Source organism: Methanothermobacter sp., assembly GCA_030055615.1.
Classification (GTDB): domain Archaea; phylum Methanobacteriota; class Methanobacteria; order Methanobacteriales; family DSM-23052; genus Methanothermobacter_A.
Genome location: JASFYN010000003.1, coordinates 112,582 through 128,364, shown reverse-complemented (window position 1 = coordinate 128,364; position 15,783 = coordinate 112,582). Strand labels below are relative to the sequence as shown.

Here is a 15,783-nt window from a genome sequence, read left to right as displayed (position 1 = left end):
CTGTAATTGTATTATATTTTTTGTAGGATTAAATGTTGTGTTCCACCTACAAGGAATGCTAGGATCACCATTAATATTCCTATTTTTATCATGCCTTTGATTCCTATCTCTTTTGAGAGGACTATGAATGTTGCAATACATGGGAAGTAAATCGCTAAGACGGTTGTGGCAACTACTAGTTGTTCTGGGCTGAGGTGGAGTGGTGCTAGCAAGCCTGTGGCGATATCTTTTCTTAAGAATCCTATTATTAGTGTTGCCGCGGCTTCCCTTGGCAAGCCTAGGATGTTTGAGAATATTGGTGCAAGGATGCCTGTCAAGATTTTCATTATACCCATAACATATAATAGGTTTACTATTAGTATTCCGAGAAAGACGAAGGGGATGGCCTCTAGTAGGAATCCTCTTATGCGTATCCATGTTTTTTTAAGTAGCGTCCCGGCATGGGGTATCTTGTATGGTGGTATTTCCAGGAATATTTCTGGACTTTCCCCTTTCATGATCTTGTTTAGAATGTAACCTGCTGTTATATAAATTGTTATTAGGGTCCCGTATACCATTGCAATGTATTTTATACCATAGGGGCCTAGTAGTCCTATTATTACTGCTGTCTGGGCCATGCATGGTACTGATATTGATAATAGGGTTAATGCTATGAACCTTTCCCTTTCATCTTCTAGTATTCTGGTGGCAAGGACTCCGGGTACGTTACATCCGAGGCCTAGTATGAGTGAAATTATGGAGGCTCCGTGCAATCCTAGTTTGTGCATTATGTTATCTGCTAGGACTGCGAGCCTTGGAAGGTATCCGAGATCCTCTAAGAAGCCTAATGCTAGATAGAAGAGTGATACGTATGGTAGTACGACTGCTAGTGGTACGTAGATTCCTGTTGTTAAGAGTCCGAAGGATTCCATGTAGTTGTAGCCTGTGCCTATTAGTATGTCATGGATGGGCCCTCTTGGAAGGTTTAATCCTATGTTCTTGGTTATGAATGGTCCGTAGTAGTTGTAGAAGAATGGGTCGAAGATTTTCTGGGTTAGGAGTTCGCCGACTCCTATTATAAATTGTAGGGTGAGATATGCTACTAATAAGGCTATTAGAAGGCCAAAAATGGGGTGCACAGAAGCTTCTTCGAGTCTTTCTAGTATTGATGGGTGTTTGTGTTCTATTTTCTGGATATCTAGTAGTAGTTTGCCTATGAATTTCCATTTTTCCTCGTCATCCATTTTCTTGATATTCGGGGTGTATTCTTCTTTTTTTTCTAGGATTTTTTCTATGCATTTTACTAATTGTATTATTCCTTCTCCACTCACTGCAGTCACTGGTATTACAGGTACTCCTAAGCTTTTTTCAAGTTTTTTAATGTTTAAGTGGATTCCTTTTCTTTTTGCGAGGTCCCACATGTTTAGGACGATTATTGTAGGTATCTTTTTTTCCAGTATTTGGAGTGTGAGGTAGAGGTTGCGTTCTAGGTTTGTTGAATCCAGCACATTTAATATTAGGTCTGGGTTTTCTTTGAGGAACATGTCTCTTGCAACTTCTTCGGCCTTGCAGAAGGGGGTGAGAGAGTATGTGCCTGGGACGTCTATTACCTCAATTTTTTCTCCTTTTAATTTTAGGGTTCCGCGGGTGTACTCCACTGTTGTGCCTGGATAGTTGGATGCTACAACATTTGCGCCTGTTAATCTTGAAAAGACAACACTTTTGCCAACGTTAGGATTTCCCATGAGGAGTATTTTCATCTATTACCTCCACTAGGATTTTACCTGCCATGCCTTGGCCTATGGCTATTTTGCACCTGTCAACTTCAATGATTATAGGGCCGTGGAATGGTAAAGATGATACTTTCCGGATCTTCTTCCCAACCCTTATGTTAAGAGATTCTAGCCGCCTTTGTAGGCCAATTCCCCCTCTTATCTCCCGTACTATGGCTTTTTTTCCTGTTTTAAGGTTTTTTAAGGTGATCATCACACAACCTCAGTATTAGGTGAACCTAAATCCTATTTAAATGTTCCCCCCACAACCAAAAATTTTCACCCCCATGGGAATTGAAACGATCCCCCCCATAAACTTTATATATTATCTTATGGTAGATATGATGTATCAGAAAGGTGATGGAGTCCACCTTTAACTGCTATTTTTTAGCTGATGACTCCTGCTTTCAAAAAGAGAGCATGGAGGTTCTATCAATGGAGTATGTTGCATTTAGCGTAGCTATTATTATCATCCTAGGACTTCTTTTAGGTAGAATATTCGAAAAAATCAAATTACCAGGACTTCTAGGAATACTCCTTCTTGGCATGCTATTAGGCCCCCATGGCTTAAATCTTATTTCGAAGAATATATTAGCCATTTCAGGCGACCTTAGGATCATAGCCCTCATAATAATCTTGTTAAGAGCTGGCTTCGGCATAAACATTGAAAGTCTTAGGAAGGCTGGGATGGCCGCAGTTAAGATGAGCTTCATCCCTGATTGCATTGAAGGTTTCACCATAATGATAATAGCTTCCCTTTTATTGGGTCTGCCTTTAGTAGAAGCTGGTATACTTGGATTTGTCATAGCAGCTGTCTCTCCGGCAGTTATAGTCCCTCAAATGTTATCATTTATTGAACGGCGGATGGGAACAGCCAAAGGCATACCAACATTAATCCTCACAGGAGCTTCAATAGATGATGTCATTTCAATAACAATATTTTCAATATTCCTTGGAATCTACACAGGAAAAGAGATAAATATCGTGAAGGAAATTTTGGGAGTACCTTTATCTATACTTTTAGGTATACTGGGAGGAGTTGTCATGGGTTTTCTCCTCATCCAAGTTTTCAAGAGATTCAAGATAAGAGATAGTGAGAAGACCCTCATAGTCCTTGCGACAGCAATCCTCCTTAAGAATATGGGAGACATTCTCAATTCATACATTCCTATCGCAGCACTCGTAGGTGTCATGGTCATAGGCCTTGTAATATTGGAGAAAATGCCTGAAGTTGGATTAAAATTGTCAAAGAAATTTAATAAAATATGGATATTCGCCGAGATACTCCTCTTTGTCCTTGTAGGCGCGCAAGTTGACCTCAACCTTCTCGTAAAAGCCGGTTTTATAGGTATTGCGATTATTGTCATAGGACTTTTAGGGAGGAGCCTTGGCGTCTACATATCACTTTTGGGCACGCAATTAAATTTAAAGGAAAGGATATTCTGCATATTCGCATATATACCAAAGGCGACAGTACAAGCCGCCATAGGTGCAATACCATTATCCATGGGGGTGGCCCACGGGGAATTGATATTGGCCATGGCTGTACTGTCAATAATATTCACAGCACCCCTTGGCGCTTTGACGGTTAGAATTGCAGGTGAAAGGTTCCTTGAAGTCGAAAAGATCGGATAAAAAAAAGTATAATATTATGTGGAGAATTATTGTAAAAGGGGGTTGCAGCTTACCTACATATTATTGGCATGGTGTAACCTTATAATGTTGAGGAGGTTAAAATATGGGGATTGCAAGTTTCATTGGAATATTTTTGAGGGGTTTTCTCATGGGCACAGCTGATACGATCCCAGGAGTCTCAGGGGGGACAATGGCACTTATAACCGGAATATATGAAAGATTAGTCCATGCTATAAGTAAAATCAGATTCAGATTCCTAAAACCCCTCCTCAAAGCCGAGTTTGAATCTTCCATAAAATTGGCTAAAAAAGAAATAGACTTCGAATTATTCATACCACTCCTTCTCGGGATAGGAACGGCCATTTTAACAATATCAAGGATTATATCGTTCCTCATAACCCATTATGTGGCATACACTTACTCATTCTTCCTAGGGCTTATATTAGCCTCAGCTTATTTAGTCTTCAATAGAATAGATGGTTTTTCATTAAAAAATCTCATCTCAGCTATCATGGGATTCTTGTTTGCCTTTTTCTTTGTGGGCTTAAATCCTATCCAGGCAAACCATAGCCTACCCATAATATTCATTTCAGGGGCTATTGCCATATGTGCGATGATACTACCAGGGATTTCAGGAGCTTTCATGTTATTACTCCTTAACCAGTATGAATACATGCTCAGAGCTCTTGCCAAGTTCTCAATCCCAGATATTATAACATTCATCGGAGGCGCGGCTATCGGGATCATAAGCTTTTCCAGGTTCCTTGACTATCTCCTCAGGAACCATGAGGCCGTGACAATGGCATTCCTTGTAGGCTTAATGATAGGAACCCTGAGACTCCCATATAGTAAAATGTCCATCATACAATCAACACCTTCGTTGATCTTCGCAGTTATAATAGCTATCATCGGGTTCTTCATAGTTTTCCTAATCGAGAAGAAGTTCCACTACATTGAATATTAACAATATCCTTTTTTATCAGAATTTACATAAATGGAAATATGGAACTCATCAAGGGTATAGGGGCCAGCCCTTATATTAGAAGTGGACGGGTGAAAAAGATAGAATCCTTCGAGGATATGATGTCTATTGAAGGTGGGGAGATCATAGTAACGCAAAGAGTATCAAGGGACATGCTCCCAAAACTAAAAAGGGTAGGGGCTGTTGTAACAGACTATGGTGGCCTCACAAGTCATGTTGCCATCACACTCCGAGAACTGAAAATACCATGTGTAGTAGGGACTGAGAAAGCCACCCAGATCCTAGAGGATGATATGGTGGTTACAGTTGATGGTAAAACTGGTAACATTTATGAGGGTGTGATGGAATGGGAGGAAATCATAGAGGAGCTGCCACTTGAGGAGACTGCAACCACTCTAATGACGAACTTGAATATACCATCAATCGCTGATAGAATAGCAGATTATGCTGATGGTATAGGATCTGTTAGGATAGAGCATATGGTTATAGAAACAGGTAAACACCCTTATAGGCTCTTGGAGGAGGGTAGGTTAACTGATGTTCTGAAAAAGGGTCTTGAGTTCGTCCTCGAATCCTTTTATCCTAAGCCTGTATGGTTTAGAACATTTGACATCCCTACTGATGAGTTAAGGAACCTCCAAGGGGGGGATGTGGAACCAGAAGAACCAAACCCACTACTTGGCTTCAGGGGCATATACAAGGATCTTAGGGACATTGAAGTGCTAAAGGCAGAGTTCATGGCGATAAAAGAGCTTATAGATGATGGGTATTCCAACCTTGGCCTCAAGTTCCCTTTTGTAAGGGATGGGAGCGAATATTTGTCCGCTAAGAAAATATTAGAAGAGTGTGGTTTGAAACCTCACCGTGACCTTGAAGTTGGGTTATCAGTGGAGACGCCATCAGCCGCTTTACAAATTAGGGAATTTATAGGTTATGGTCTTGATTTTGTATCTATTGGTATGAGCGATCTTGCCATGTGCACCCTAGCAGTGGACAGGAGGGGTGTGAGGGTTGCAAAACTATTCGATTTAACCCATCCGGCCCTTCTTGGACTCGTAGAGAATGTTATTAGAATATGTTCTAGGGAGGGAATAAAAACTTGTATAGCAGGGTATGCTGCAACAGATTATAATATTGTGGAAAAACTTATAAGAATGGGCGTGGATGGCATATCAACAAACCCTGATCAGCTTTTAAAGATGAGGGTTTTCATTACAAGAATTGAAAAGAGCATACTTTTAGAAACTTTAAGGGGGAGGCTAGAGTGGGAAGTCCATAATGAATGATGTCCCACCATCTGATTCTATCTTGAGTTCTCCATCCAATTGTCTTACAAGGCCTAGAACGATCTGCAGGCCAAGGGATGATAATCTTTCTATGTCAAAATCTTCTGGCAGGCCCTTACCATTATCTGATATTTCAAGGTTGCATTTATTTTCTTGGCATTTAAATTTCACGGTTATTATCCCTTCTTTTTCTGGGAAAGCATGTTTTAGGGAGTTCATTACAAGTTCGTTTGTTATGAGTCCAAGGGGTATGCACTTGTCCATTTCAAGGGGTATATCATCTATATCGGTTTCTAGGCGTATTTTTATTGGTCTTGGGGCTTGGAAGTTTATAAGGTCTCGTGCAAGACTTTCCAGGTAGTCTTTGGAATTTATATTGGTTATGTTTTCTGTCTTGTAAAGTTTCTCATGTACTAGTGCTAGGGATTTTATCCTTGCTTGGCTGTCTGCTAGGATATTTTTCACTTCCTCATTTCCACAATATTTAGCCTGTAATGATAATAGACTTGATATGACTTGTAGGTTATTTTTCACGCGATGGTGAACTTCCTTTAGCAGAGCCTCCTTTTCATGGAGTGACTGTTGGAGGTTCATCTGGGTTATTATCTTCGAAATAGCTTCATTTATTTCATCAGCAAATAATCTGATAAATTCCATTTTAGGCGTTTTATTGCTAGTATAGGCTTCTATCACACCAAATATGTCCCCTTGGAACTTTAGAGGTATCATGAGGACTTTCTTTCCACCCTCCTTTTTAAGGATGGTATGTTCTGGGATCTCCTTTTTTGGTATGATGGATCCTCTCTTGTATATTATTTTTCCATTAACTATGATGCTTCCACTTTCAAATTTTAGATCATCTATTATGATATCAAGTATACTTGTGAGGAAATTTTCTATTTTATCTGTTTTTGATGCTTTTAAGACCTTGTTAAGTATGTTCAGCTTTGCTTGGTGTTTTATAAGCCTTTTTTCGTATTCTATGCGGTGAATTGCAAGTCCAAAATATTCAACAAACCTTTTAATAACTTTAATATCAAATTTATTAAAGCCTTTGTCCTTTTCTAGGCTGATGTGGCCGATTATTTCATCTCCTATACTGATTGGTGTGGATTCTGGGTTTTTACATTTTCCTTTGGATGCGAGGATTTCACCCTTGAATGTGATGAACCCCCCACTGCTTCCTGTGATTTTTAAAAGTTCTGTGAGGATTTTATTGGCCAATTTCTTTTTTGTCGCTTTTGGCGATACTATCACAGGGTATAATCTACTTATGGTACTTGTGACCATCAGTTCTGCTCTTAATTTCCTCTCCGTGATTTTGAGGGGAGTTATATCCCTTATGATTTCGATTGCCCCTGTTATATCGCCTTTTTCGTCATATAATGGTGAGACTTTAAGTTGTAGGTGGCCTCCGCGTCCATTGTAAATGTTTGGAAGGTAAATTTCACCGTAGATGTTGTGGCCTTCGCGTCTAACATTTTCATAAAATTTTTCTATCTCTGGTAGATCTTGAAACAGTAGGTCGAGGAGTGCTGGTCTGGGTTTCCCATAGAATGGTATGCTATATGCGTGGCCGCCTCTTCCTAGCATCTCCTCTGCGGGGGTTCCTGTCATCTTCTCTATCTCCTTGTTCCATGCTATGATGCGCCCTTTTTTATCCACTGCAAAAATTGCATCGGGTAATGAGTTTATAAGATCCTTGAATTTCCGGTGCTCTGCTTTTAAAAGTTTTTCCATCTCTACTTGGCCTGTTATATCACGTATGGCTGCTATGATTTGGCCTCTGTGGGGATGATATGTGAGAGATACATGGGCATAAAATGGTTCTCCAGTCTTTTTCTTGTGAATCCACATGAATTGTCTTTCACCTTCTCTGATGGTCTCTCTTATTAATTTTTTGGCTTTAATTTCTGACTTTTCTCCGCCTTCTTGGTATTTTGGCGATAATTCCCATGGGTGTTTGCCTATTATATCCTTAGGTTTTGCCTGGAAAAGTTTGAGGGCTTTCTTGTTACAAGTTATTATAGTGTTCTTTTTCATGATGAATAGCGCGTCACCTGCACTTTCGAAGAGTTCTCTATATTCAAGTTCGTTTTCTCTTAATTTTTTCTCTGCTAGCATTTTTTCTATTGTGAATGAGAGTGTGGATGCTATCTCCTCTAGTATGGCTAGTTCTTCAGGTTCAAGGTTTCCTTTTATGCCGAGCAGACCCCATAGTTTATCCTTTACACGTAATTTTAGGATGTTTTCGAATTTGGCGGGTCTTTCTCCGATTTCATGGATTGGCTTATGATCCTTGTCTAATACGCCGATATATTTGTATGGTCTGTATTCAGCGAGTATATTGCATACTCTTTGGATCATTTCTTCTATGTTCCTGGATTTTATTATGGAATTGTTGACCTTGTTTAGGAGTGTGAGGAACTTGGTGGTCCTTATAAGTTCTTCTTCGAGTATTTTCTGTCCCGTTATATCTGTGAACATGCAGAATCCGCCCTTGAAGGCAGAATCTTCTATTATTGGTGTTCCAGAAAATAATAACCAGCATGGTTTCCCATTGTTTTTGATAAAGCGTATCTCCTGTTTTCCCTGCATCCCTTTTCTGCAGAGATTGAGTATTCTTTCGACGATCACTTTATCATTTGGGTGTACAATTTCTAGAATATTTTTTCCTATAAGTTCGCTTGGCTGACACTCTAGAAATTTCCCTAGTTGTTTGTTACAATATAATATGTTTCCTGAATTGTCGAAAATGCAAATGCCCTCTAAGCTTGTGTTAATTATATGCTGGTATATCTGCTCATTATCCAGAAATAATCTTTCCATTTTATACTTGAAAAGGCCCGTTTTTACAACGTTTATGAACTGTTGTGGATCTATTGGTTTTTTGAGATGTGCTGCCACTTTTATACCTTGTGTTGTCCTCTCCTCTAGAGGTTCTGTGACTAGTATGATGGGTAGATTGGATTTTTTTACCAAGTTGATGGCTTTTCTTTTGTTGATTGTGGGCTTTGATGTGTCGATTATAATAAGTCCAGCTTTTGATTCAGCTTCGAGAATATCTTCTTCACTATCTGCTATGATAGGATCATATCCACAAGATCTTATAAGTTCAGTGATGTGGGTATCTCTACTTACAAGGAGGATATGTACCATATAATTGTTTTATATGTAAACTTTTATTATTAATATTTTTAATCGATGTAGGATACTTTTGACTTTTCATTTCAATTTGTGTTATTTAACTATTAAGACTGGTATTTTAACATTCTTTAGGGTGTTCTCCGCTACACTACCCATTAGAAACTTTTCAAGGCCACTTTTTCCATGGCCCATTATTATTAGGTCGGCTTTGCTTCTTTCTGCGATCTTTTTCATGTCATGTATTGGATTTCCGTATATTAGGATTTCATCTACTTTGACGCCCTTTCTTTTCCCCTTTTCCTGTACTTTCGCTAGGATGTTTTTTCCTTCTTCTTCTAGGACTTCGAATGGGTAGATGAGTTTTTCGTCCATGATATGGACTGCTATGACCCTAGCATCTAGTTTCTCTGCAAGTTCTATGGCGATATTTTCGGCTTTCTGGGCTTGTTCGGAGCCGTCGGTCGGCACCATTATACGTTTAAACATTATAGACCCCTATTTGACGAATTTAACCCTATCGCCTATTACAAACTTGTTACCACCCACATGGAGTATGGGTTTCACCTCTTCAACATGGAGCAGACCTTCTTTTATTGAACCCTCTTTTATGCTTGCATGGACTACTGATCCCGTGTAAAGGTTATGGTCTCCTATTTCATTCATCCTTAATAATTCGCATTCTAGGTGGGCTGCTGCCTCTTTGATGCGTGGAGGCGAAACTTTAACTGATGGTATCCAGTCTAAACCTGCTCTTTCAAGTTCGTTTTCACCATATGGTATACTTTTTCCTGTTATCCACATCTTATCTAATATGTTGAGGCTTGTGAGGTTTACCACAAATTCTCCGGTTTCTTCAACATTCTTGGAAGTGTGGTGTTCTGGCATTGAAGCAAATGCTATGATTGGCGGGTCCATGGATATTGGCATTACAAAAGAAAAGGGGGCCGCATTTATCTCTCCTTTTTTGTTGACAGTTGTTATTATAACTGTGGGCCGTGGCGCTAAAAGCCTGTAAGAATCTTTTATAGGGAACTCAGTAAATTTCAATGTAAATCCTCCTATTATATGTGTGTTTGTGCCTTTAGCAGGTATTCTGCTTTACTTTTTTCGATAAATTTTTCACATAATTTTTCGGGTTCTCCATCCATTGTTAGTTTACCGTCTTCTATCATCACCGCCCTTGTACTTATTTCTTTGATGAAGTCGATGTGGTGGCTTACCATTATTATTGTTGTGTTGAATTCCCTGTTTATCCTTTTAAGGGAATTTGAGACTAGCCTTAATGTTATAGGATCTAGGTCCCCGAATGGTTCGTCCAATATTAGAACCTCTGGTTGTGATGCCATTACAAGTGCTAGGGCCGCCCTCACCTTCTGGCCACCTGAAAGTTCATAAGATTTTCTGTCTAGGATGTCTAATGATAGGTCTAGTGCTTCGAAGACTGGTTCCGCATACTTTTTAACCTCTTTGTCTGGGAATTTGGGGAATAATTTTTCTAGGATTTTTGATGATAGTCCTAATTTTTCTAGTCTTTGTTTAGCCTCTTCCTCTGGGAGGTCTGTTAATTGATAAAGGACATCGAGGACTTTGTCACTTATACCCATCTTCTCAGCTCTCTTCTTGGCCTCATCCACAACCTTTTCACCTTTTACGCCCAGTCGTGCTGCTATTTGGTCCCTGATGGTTGCATGGTGTATCAGAGCGAATTCCTGGTGCATGAAGCCCATTTTTCTGCGTATACGCATCCTTTTTATACCTGGTTCGTGCATGTTAACCCATTCATCGTCTAATTTGAATTCCACTTTTCCATCTTCTGGGTAGTCTAATCCACCCACCATCCTTAATAATACTGTTTTACCAGCTCCACTGGGTCCTATGATGGATACTATTTCCCCCCGATTCACGTTGAAGTTTATGTTCTCCATTTCAAGTACTGTTCCACCTTTTATTAGTACGAATTTTTTACGGAGATCTCTAACTTTTAATATTGGTTCATCCCATTTCCTAATCTTTATTTTTTCTGGAGGCTCTATATCCTTGAGGAATTTTCTTATGATCCATTTAGGTTCTCCTTCATCCACTATTCTACCATCTTCCATGAGTATTAACCTGTCTGCTAGGTACTCATGGACTTCTGGCAAGTGTGATACGAGAACTACTGTGATTCCAAGTTCCTTGTTAACCTTCTTTATAGCGTCTAGTATTTCCTGTTTGGTTTTTGGACATGACATTGTGGCCGGCTCATCCAATAATAAGACCTTCGGTCTCTTGGCGAGTTGTCTGGCGATTATGAGACGTTGCTTCTCCCCGCCACTGAGTACCGGGGCGAAATGGTCTGCCTTGTGGTCGAGTCCCACAACTTTGAGGAGTTTCATGGCTTCTTCGCCGAATTCGTCATAGGCTCTTTTAAAGTCTGTGAGCGACTCGTCACCATACTTTGCACCATAGAATTTCCTTAGAACATTTTCTATGGCTGTCTCGGCCCATAATCCGAAGGTTCTTTGGAGGTGGATTGCAGTGGCCCTTTTAAGTTTGGTGAAATCGTATGGATTGGAATTTGCTGTTACTTTTATATCATCAAGTATCACTGTCCCCTGATCGAATGGTTCAACACCCCTTAGTATGCGGAGTAGGGTGCTTTTACCTGCTCCACTCATACCAATTATCCCAAGAATCTCCCCTTTCTTGACTTCTAGGTTAATGTTATCTAGTGCTTTGAAATTCTCCCCCGTCTCTAACTTGTAAGTTTTTGAAAGATTTTCTATCTTTATCAACTTGGATCACCTTGTAATTATTAGTCGATAAAGTTGATTAATCCCCACATATATATTGAGTTATAGATCTTAATAATCCTATATGACCTAGTTTGGGTGGGTGTTGGGGATGAGAGGATTACTCGTGGGTAGGATGCAACCTTTCCATAAAGGACACCTAGAGGTTATAAAGAGGATCTTAGAGGAGGTTGATGAACTCATCATATGTATAGGCAGCGCACAATTGAGCCATTCACTCAGAGACCCATTCACAGCAGGTGAACGAATCATGATGGTGACAAAGGCCCTCAGCGAGAACGGTATACCAGCTTCACGCTATTATGTTATACCGGTTCAAGATATCGAATGTAATGCTGTATGGGTTGCCCATATTGAAATGTTAACACCGCCATTTGATAAAGTTTATAGTGGAAACCCCCTTGTTCAAAGACTATTCCAGGAGGCTGGCTATCAGGTCACAGCACCTCCATTATATTCCAGGGAGAAATATTCAGGTACAACTGTCAGGGAGAGGATGCTCACCGACAGCGATTGGGAATCACTCGTACCAGGGGCTGTTGCAGAAGTCATAAAAGAAATAAAAGGTGTTGAAAGATTGAAACACCTCTCAAGGAAAGAATTAAGTGAGGTGCTAGAGGATGCTTGTGAAGATCACAACAGACAAATATGAATACAAACTACCCCAACTCATAGAACACGTGAAAAAGAGTCCCTATATCGAAGAGGCCGGGGCCATATTCACATTTGAGGGTATAATGAGGAAAACAGGGAAAGAAGAAGTAGTGGAAAAACTTAAAATATCCCATGAAAACCCCCAAGAAGCCCAGGAGAAATTAGAGAAAATAGCAGAAGAGATAAAAAGGAAACATAAAGTGAAGGATATTGCACTCGTACACTTCCTAGGCGAATTTCAAGCCACAGAGACATTATTCATGGTTGTTGTGGCTGGAGCACACCGCCAAGAAACCCTCAAAGCCCTCAGTGAGATAATTGAAAGAACGAAAAAAGAGGTAGGATTCAGAAAAGAAGAATATACAAAGGAAGGTAGTAGGGTTATCCTCTCAGGCGGATAAACACCCCCACACTCTGGGAGGTTGAAATGAAATTTATAAGGGACAGCATACATGGCAACCTTCAAATAGAGGATTTCGAGGTCAAACTAATAGACACACCCCCAGTCCAGAGACTTAGAAGGATAAGACAATTAGGCTTCACCAATCTAATATATCCAGGTGCAAACCATACCCGCTTTGAACATTCCATCGGAACCATGCATCTATCATCCCAACTAGCAGACCAACTAGGATTAGACGAACATAAAAAAAGCATACTAAGGGTATCCGCATTATTACATGATCTAGGCCACGGGCCATTCTCACACGTATCAGAGGCCGTGATCCCAGACTCCCACGAAGAACTCACAATAAAAGTGATAAGAGAATCCGTAATTTCAGATATACTCACAGAAGAATTTGACCTAGATGAAATAGAGGCCACCTTAAGGGGTGAAGGCGTTCTTGGACAAGCAATCTCTGGTGAAATAGACGTTGATAGGATGGACTATCTTTTAAGGGATTCACACTATACTGGGGTGGCCTATGGTATAATAGACGTTGAGAGGTTAATCCAGAATATCAAAATCGAAGATGATCTGATACTGGATAAGAAGGGTGTCCCAGCTGCAGAGTCAATGCTCCTAGCACGTTATTTCATGTACCCAAGCGTCTACCAACATCATACTACAAGGATAGTGAATTCAATGTTTAGAAGATGCCTTAAAAGGCTCATCATGGAAGATAAAATAGACCCCAAGCGCATCTATCATTACGATGATATGGACATTATAACAATGTGTCGAAAAGAAACAGGACTGGTCGGTGACATGATAAAAAGATTAGATACAAGGAATCTTTTGAAGAGGGCTGCCACCATCCGATTAAATGAACTAGAGGACCCTGAGAGGATATTCAAGCTCACAGAATCTGAGATATTGAAGGCAGAGTCGGAAATAGCTGAGGACATGAACATAGACCCTGATTATCTTATAATAGACGTGCCAGAGTATCCTGCATTTGATGAGATGAAAACCCAAGTAGATAGTGGAGACTCCATAGTAAAACTTAGCGACATCTCCAGTCTAGTCAGAGCATTAAGAGATGCGAGATTCAACCATGCAGACCTCTGTATTTATACACTCGCAGAGGAATCAGAAAAATTCAAAAACTTCAATTTCTATGATTACCTCAACCTCCCCAAAAAGATAAAAAGGCATGAAAAACAATTACGCCTCACCACCCCAAACTAAGGGTTGATAGAAGATGATCATAATAGCCATTACAGGGGCCAGTGGAACAATCTATGGTGTAAGGATACTAGAAGCCCTATCAGAAAAAAAAGAGACAGCACTCCTAGTTACCAATACAGCCTCCAAGATCCTAGAGCATGAAACCGGCTTGAAACTAGACGAGATAAAAGACCTGGCAGACCACTATTTTGATGTCCATGATTTAGAAGCTCCAATAAGCAGTGGTTCCTTTAATTTCGAGGCGATGATAATAGCACCTTGTAGCATGAAAACTTTAGCGGCCATAGCCCAAGGATATGCTGACAACATTATTACACGGGCAGCTGACGTATCGCTCAAAGAAAGACGCAAACTAATATTAGTACCTCGTGAAACGCCACTTAGGAATGCACACCTTGAAAACATGTTAAAGGTGAGCAGGGAAGGTGGTATAATATTACCTGCAATGCCAGGATTCTACCATAGACCGGAAAATATAGATGACATGGTTAATTTCATAGCAGGCAAGGCACTAGACATTCTAGGAGTTGAAAACAGCCTTTTCAGGCGGTGGACTGGCCATGATACCCGATGAAGATTTCATAAAAGATGATAAAGTGCCCGGGCCCACCAAAGAGGAGATAAGATGTCTGGTTTTGTGCAAGGCCGACCCTAAAGGGGATGAGACTGTTGCCGATGTTGGCTGTGGCACAGGAGGTTTCACATTAGAGTTTGCGAAGAGAGTCCATAAGGTATATGCCATAGACAAGGATCCTCATGCCATAAAAATTACAAGGGAAAACCTAATAAAGCATGGGCTTGGAGAAAACGTTGAATTGATCAATGGCTATGCTGAGAAGGCCCTCGAAGAGATAGGGGATCTTGACATAATAATCATTGGGGGAAGCGGCGGTAAATTATCAAAAATAATGGAAGTAGGTGCAAGGAAACTTAAAGGCCATGGAAGGATCATAATAACTTCCATATTACTTGAGACTAAGTTAGAGGCCATCCAAGCGTTCAAAAAGCTCGGGTTTGAATATGGGATCATAGATGTTAATATTGCGAGGGGACGTTCTCTTGAAAGGGGTACTATGATGCTAGCTAATAATCCGATATCAATTATATGGGGGGGCATAGATGAAGATTAACTGGCGGGTTAAACTTGGCATCATGCTCATTCTATCCTCGGTACTACTCTATCTTCTAGTATATCTTATATTTAAGGATGCTAAGCATGAATTGTTTTATATTGGGATTGATCTTGCATTTTTGCCCTTGGAAGTGCTTATAGTTGTACTAGTAATAGAGGCAGCTATAACCGCAAGGGAGAAATCCATGCTCCTAGAAAAACTTAACATGGTAATAGGGGCGTTTTTCAGCGAAGTGGGAACAGAATTTCTGGAAAAAGTTTCAAAACACGAAATAAACACGGAAAGGATACGTGAAGATCTTAAAATAGGCCAAGATTGGAGTGAATACAAATTCAAGAGGATAATTGGTAAAATAAAGGCCTATGATCCTAGAATACCATTGGATGAGAGTAAGAGTCCTTTTCTAGAAGATTTGAGAATGTTCTTGGGTGAGCGTCGGAGGTTCATGTTGCGCTTATTGGAGAACCCAAACCTTTTAGAGCATGAAAGTTTCACTGACATGCTCTGGGCGATTTTCCACTTTACTGAGGAGCTTGAGAAGAGGGTATCATTTGATGATTTGCCCAGGACTGATTATGAGCACCTTGAGGGCGACTTGGAACGTGCTTATAAAGGTGTTGTTTCTGAATGGTTAAAGTACATGGAGCATTTAATGAAGAATTACCCTTACCTTTTTTCACTTGCAATTCGGACAAATCCATTCGACCCAAAAGCGAATATACATGTAATATAAATCGCCGATCACTTATTAAAGGTTTGTAAAATAAAAT

Annotated in this window: 15 protein-coding genes and 1 riboswitch; of the genes, 9 read left to right on the top strand and 6 right to left on the bottom strand. The window is 40.1% G+C overall.

What is annotated here, in order from left to right; translation table 11 throughout:
* Positions 1 to 11: 11 nt before the first annotated feature.
* Positions 12 to 1,739 carry a ferrous iron transporter B gene (locus QFX38_06280; GenBank protein MDI9624476.1) on the bottom strand — a complete coding sequence of 576 codons (1,728 nt, stop codon included), beginning with the start codon at positions 1,737 to 1,739 and terminating at the stop codon, positions 12 to 14.
* The gene (locus QFX38_06275; GenBank protein MDI9624475.1) at positions 1,711 to 1,965 is read right to left on the bottom strand and encodes a FeoA family protein; all 255 of its coding nucleotides are present in this window, start codon (positions 1,963 to 1,965) and stop codon (positions 1,711 to 1,713) included. The genes QFX38_06280 and QFX38_06275 overlap by 29 nt, the downstream gene beginning before the upstream one ends.
* Positions 1,966 to 2,098: 133 nt before the next feature.
* Positions 2,099 to 2,162: riboswitch (Fluoride riboswitch) on the top strand.
* A 24-nt stretch (positions 2,163 to 2,186) separates the two neighbouring features.
* On the opposite strand from QFX38_06275, the gene QFX38_06270 reads away from it, so the two are divergent.
* From QFX38_06270 to QFX38_06260, 3 genes are all read left to right on the top strand, one after another.
* Entirely contained in the window at positions 2,187 to 3,386 is a 1,200-nt protein-coding gene (locus QFX38_06270) for a cation:proton antiporter (GenBank protein ID MDI9624474.1), read from the top strand.
* A gap of 148 nt (positions 3,387 to 3,534) precedes the next feature.
* A complete protein-coding gene (locus tag QFX38_06265) occupies positions 3,535 to 4,350 on the top strand; it encodes a DUF368 domain-containing protein (GenBank protein MDI9624473.1) in 816 nt (271 codons plus the stop codon).
* Between the two features lie 38 nt (positions 4,351 to 4,388).
* Positions 4,389 to 5,654, top strand: a complete 1,266-nt coding sequence (locus tag QFX38_06260; protein MDI9624472.1) for a PEP-utilizing enzyme — start codon at positions 4,389 to 4,391, stop codon at positions 5,652 to 5,654.
* Here QFX38_06260 and QFX38_06255 read toward each other — a convergent pair.
* The 4 genes from QFX38_06255 to QFX38_06240 all read right to left on the bottom strand — a co-directional run bounded on the left by QFX38_06255 (position 5,628) and on the right by QFX38_06240 (position 11,575).
* On the bottom strand, positions 5,628 to 8,813 hold the full coding sequence (locus QFX38_06255; GenBank protein ID MDI9624471.1) for a PAS domain S-box protein: 3,186 nt from the start codon (positions 8,811 to 8,813) through the stop codon (positions 5,628 to 5,630). The genes QFX38_06260 and QFX38_06255 overlap by 27 nt on opposite strands.
* An 81-nt stretch (positions 8,814 to 8,894) precedes the next feature.
* On the bottom strand, positions 8,895 to 9,287 hold the full coding sequence (locus QFX38_06250; protein MDI9624470.1) for a universal stress protein: 393 nt from the start codon (positions 9,285 to 9,287) through the stop codon (positions 8,895 to 8,897).
* A gap of 9 nt (positions 9,288 to 9,296) precedes the next feature.
* Positions 9,297 to 9,848 (bottom strand): flavin reductase family protein, encoded by a 552-nt coding sequence (locus QFX38_06245; GenBank protein MDI9624469.1) that lies wholly within the window; start codon positions 9,846 to 9,848, stop codon positions 9,297 to 9,299.
* Between the two features lie 14 nt (positions 9,849 to 9,862).
* The gene (locus QFX38_06240) at positions 9,863 to 11,575 is read right to left on the bottom strand and encodes an ATP-binding cassette domain-containing protein (protein ID MDI9624468.1); all 1,713 of its coding nucleotides are present in this window, start codon (positions 11,573 to 11,575) and stop codon (positions 9,863 to 9,865) included.
* Positions 11,576 to 11,684: 109 nt separating this feature from the next.
* On the opposite strand from QFX38_06240, the gene QFX38_06235 reads away from it, so the two are divergent.
* Genes QFX38_06235 through QFX38_06210 form a run of 6 tightly spaced genes read left to right on the top strand, consistent with a single transcriptional unit; the run spans position 11,685 to position 15,746 of the window.
* A complete protein-coding gene (locus QFX38_06235) occupies positions 11,685 to 12,245 on the top strand; it encodes a nicotinamide-nucleotide adenylyltransferase (GenBank protein MDI9624467.1) in 561 nt (186 codons plus the stop codon).
* Positions 12,214 to 12,648, top strand: a complete 435-nt coding sequence (locus QFX38_06230; protein ID MDI9624466.1) for a molybdenum cofactor biosynthesis protein MoaE — start codon at positions 12,214 to 12,216, stop codon at positions 12,646 to 12,648. The genes QFX38_06235 and QFX38_06230 overlap by 32 nt, the downstream gene beginning before the upstream one ends.
* A gap of 26 nt (positions 12,649 to 12,674) precedes the next feature.
* Entirely contained in the window at positions 12,675 to 13,880 is a 1,206-nt protein-coding gene (locus QFX38_06225) for an HD domain-containing protein (protein ID MDI9624465.1), read from the top strand.
* A 13-nt stretch (positions 13,881 to 13,893) separates the two neighbouring features.
* A complete protein-coding gene (locus QFX38_06220) occupies positions 13,894 to 14,454 on the top strand; it encodes a UbiX family flavin prenyltransferase (protein ID MDI9624464.1) in 561 nt (186 codons plus the stop codon).
* The gene (gene cbiT / locus QFX38_06215; GenBank protein ID MDI9624463.1) at positions 14,441 to 15,010 is read left to right on the top strand and encodes a precorrin-6Y C5,15-methyltransferase (decarboxylating) subunit CbiT; all 570 of its coding nucleotides are present in this window, start codon (positions 14,441 to 14,443) and stop codon (positions 15,008 to 15,010) included. The genes QFX38_06220 and cbiT overlap by 14 nt, the downstream gene beginning before the upstream one ends.
* Positions 15,000 to 15,746, top strand: a complete 747-nt coding sequence (locus QFX38_06210) for a hypothetical protein (protein MDI9624462.1) — start codon at positions 15,000 to 15,002, stop codon at positions 15,744 to 15,746. Before cbiT ends, QFX38_06210 begins: the two co-directional genes overlap by 11 nt.
* Positions 15,747 to 15,783 lie beyond the last annotated feature (37 nt).

What these genes read in the sequence shown, in the direction of transcription:
- QFX38_06210 (MDI9624462.1), top strand. Translation starts at nt 15,000, where the DNA reads ATGAAGATTAACTGGCGGGTTAAACTTGGCATCATGCTCATTCTATCC.
- QFX38_06270 (MDI9624474.1), top strand. Translation starts at nt 2,187, where the DNA reads ATGGAGTATGTTGCATTTAGCGTAGCTATTATTATCATCCTAGGACTT.
- QFX38_06235 (MDI9624467.1), top strand. Translation starts at nt 11,685, where the DNA reads ATGAGAGGATTACTCGTGGGTAGGATGCAACCTTTCCATAAAGGACAC.
- cbiT (MDI9624463.1), top strand. Translation starts at nt 14,441, where the DNA reads ATGATACCCGATGAAGATTTCATAAAAGATGATAAAGTGCCCGGGCCC.
- QFX38_06230 (MDI9624466.1), top strand. Translation starts at nt 12,214, where the DNA reads ATGCTTGTGAAGATCACAACAGACAAATATGAATACAAACTACCCCAA.
- QFX38_06255 (MDI9624471.1), bottom strand. Translation starts at nt 8,813, where the DNA reads ATGGTACATATCCTCCTTGTAAGTAGAGATACCCACATCACTGAACTT.
- QFX38_06260 (MDI9624472.1), top strand. Translation starts at nt 4,389, where the DNA reads ATGGAACTCATCAAGGGTATAGGGGCCAGCCCTTATATTAGAAGTGGA.
- QFX38_06225 (MDI9624465.1), top strand. Translation starts at nt 12,675, where the DNA reads ATGAAATTTATAAGGGACAGCATACATGGCAACCTTCAAATAGAGGAT.
- QFX38_06280 (MDI9624476.1), bottom strand. Translation starts at nt 1,739, where the DNA reads ATGAAAATACTCCTCATGGGAAATCCTAACGTTGGCAAAAGTGTTGTC.
- QFX38_06265 (MDI9624473.1), top strand. Translation starts at nt 3,535, where the DNA reads ATGGGCACAGCTGATACGATCCCAGGAGTCTCAGGGGGGACAATGGCA.
- QFX38_06250 (MDI9624470.1), bottom strand. Translation starts at nt 9,287, where the DNA reads ATGTTTAAACGTATAATGGTGCCGACCGACGGCTCCGAACAAGCCCAG.
- QFX38_06220 (MDI9624464.1), top strand. Translation starts at nt 13,894, where the DNA reads ATGATCATAATAGCCATTACAGGGGCCAGTGGAACAATCTATGGTGTA.
- QFX38_06275 (MDI9624475.1), bottom strand. Translation starts at nt 1,965, where the DNA reads ATGATCACCTTAAAAAACCTTAAAACAGGAAAAAAAGCCATAGTACGG.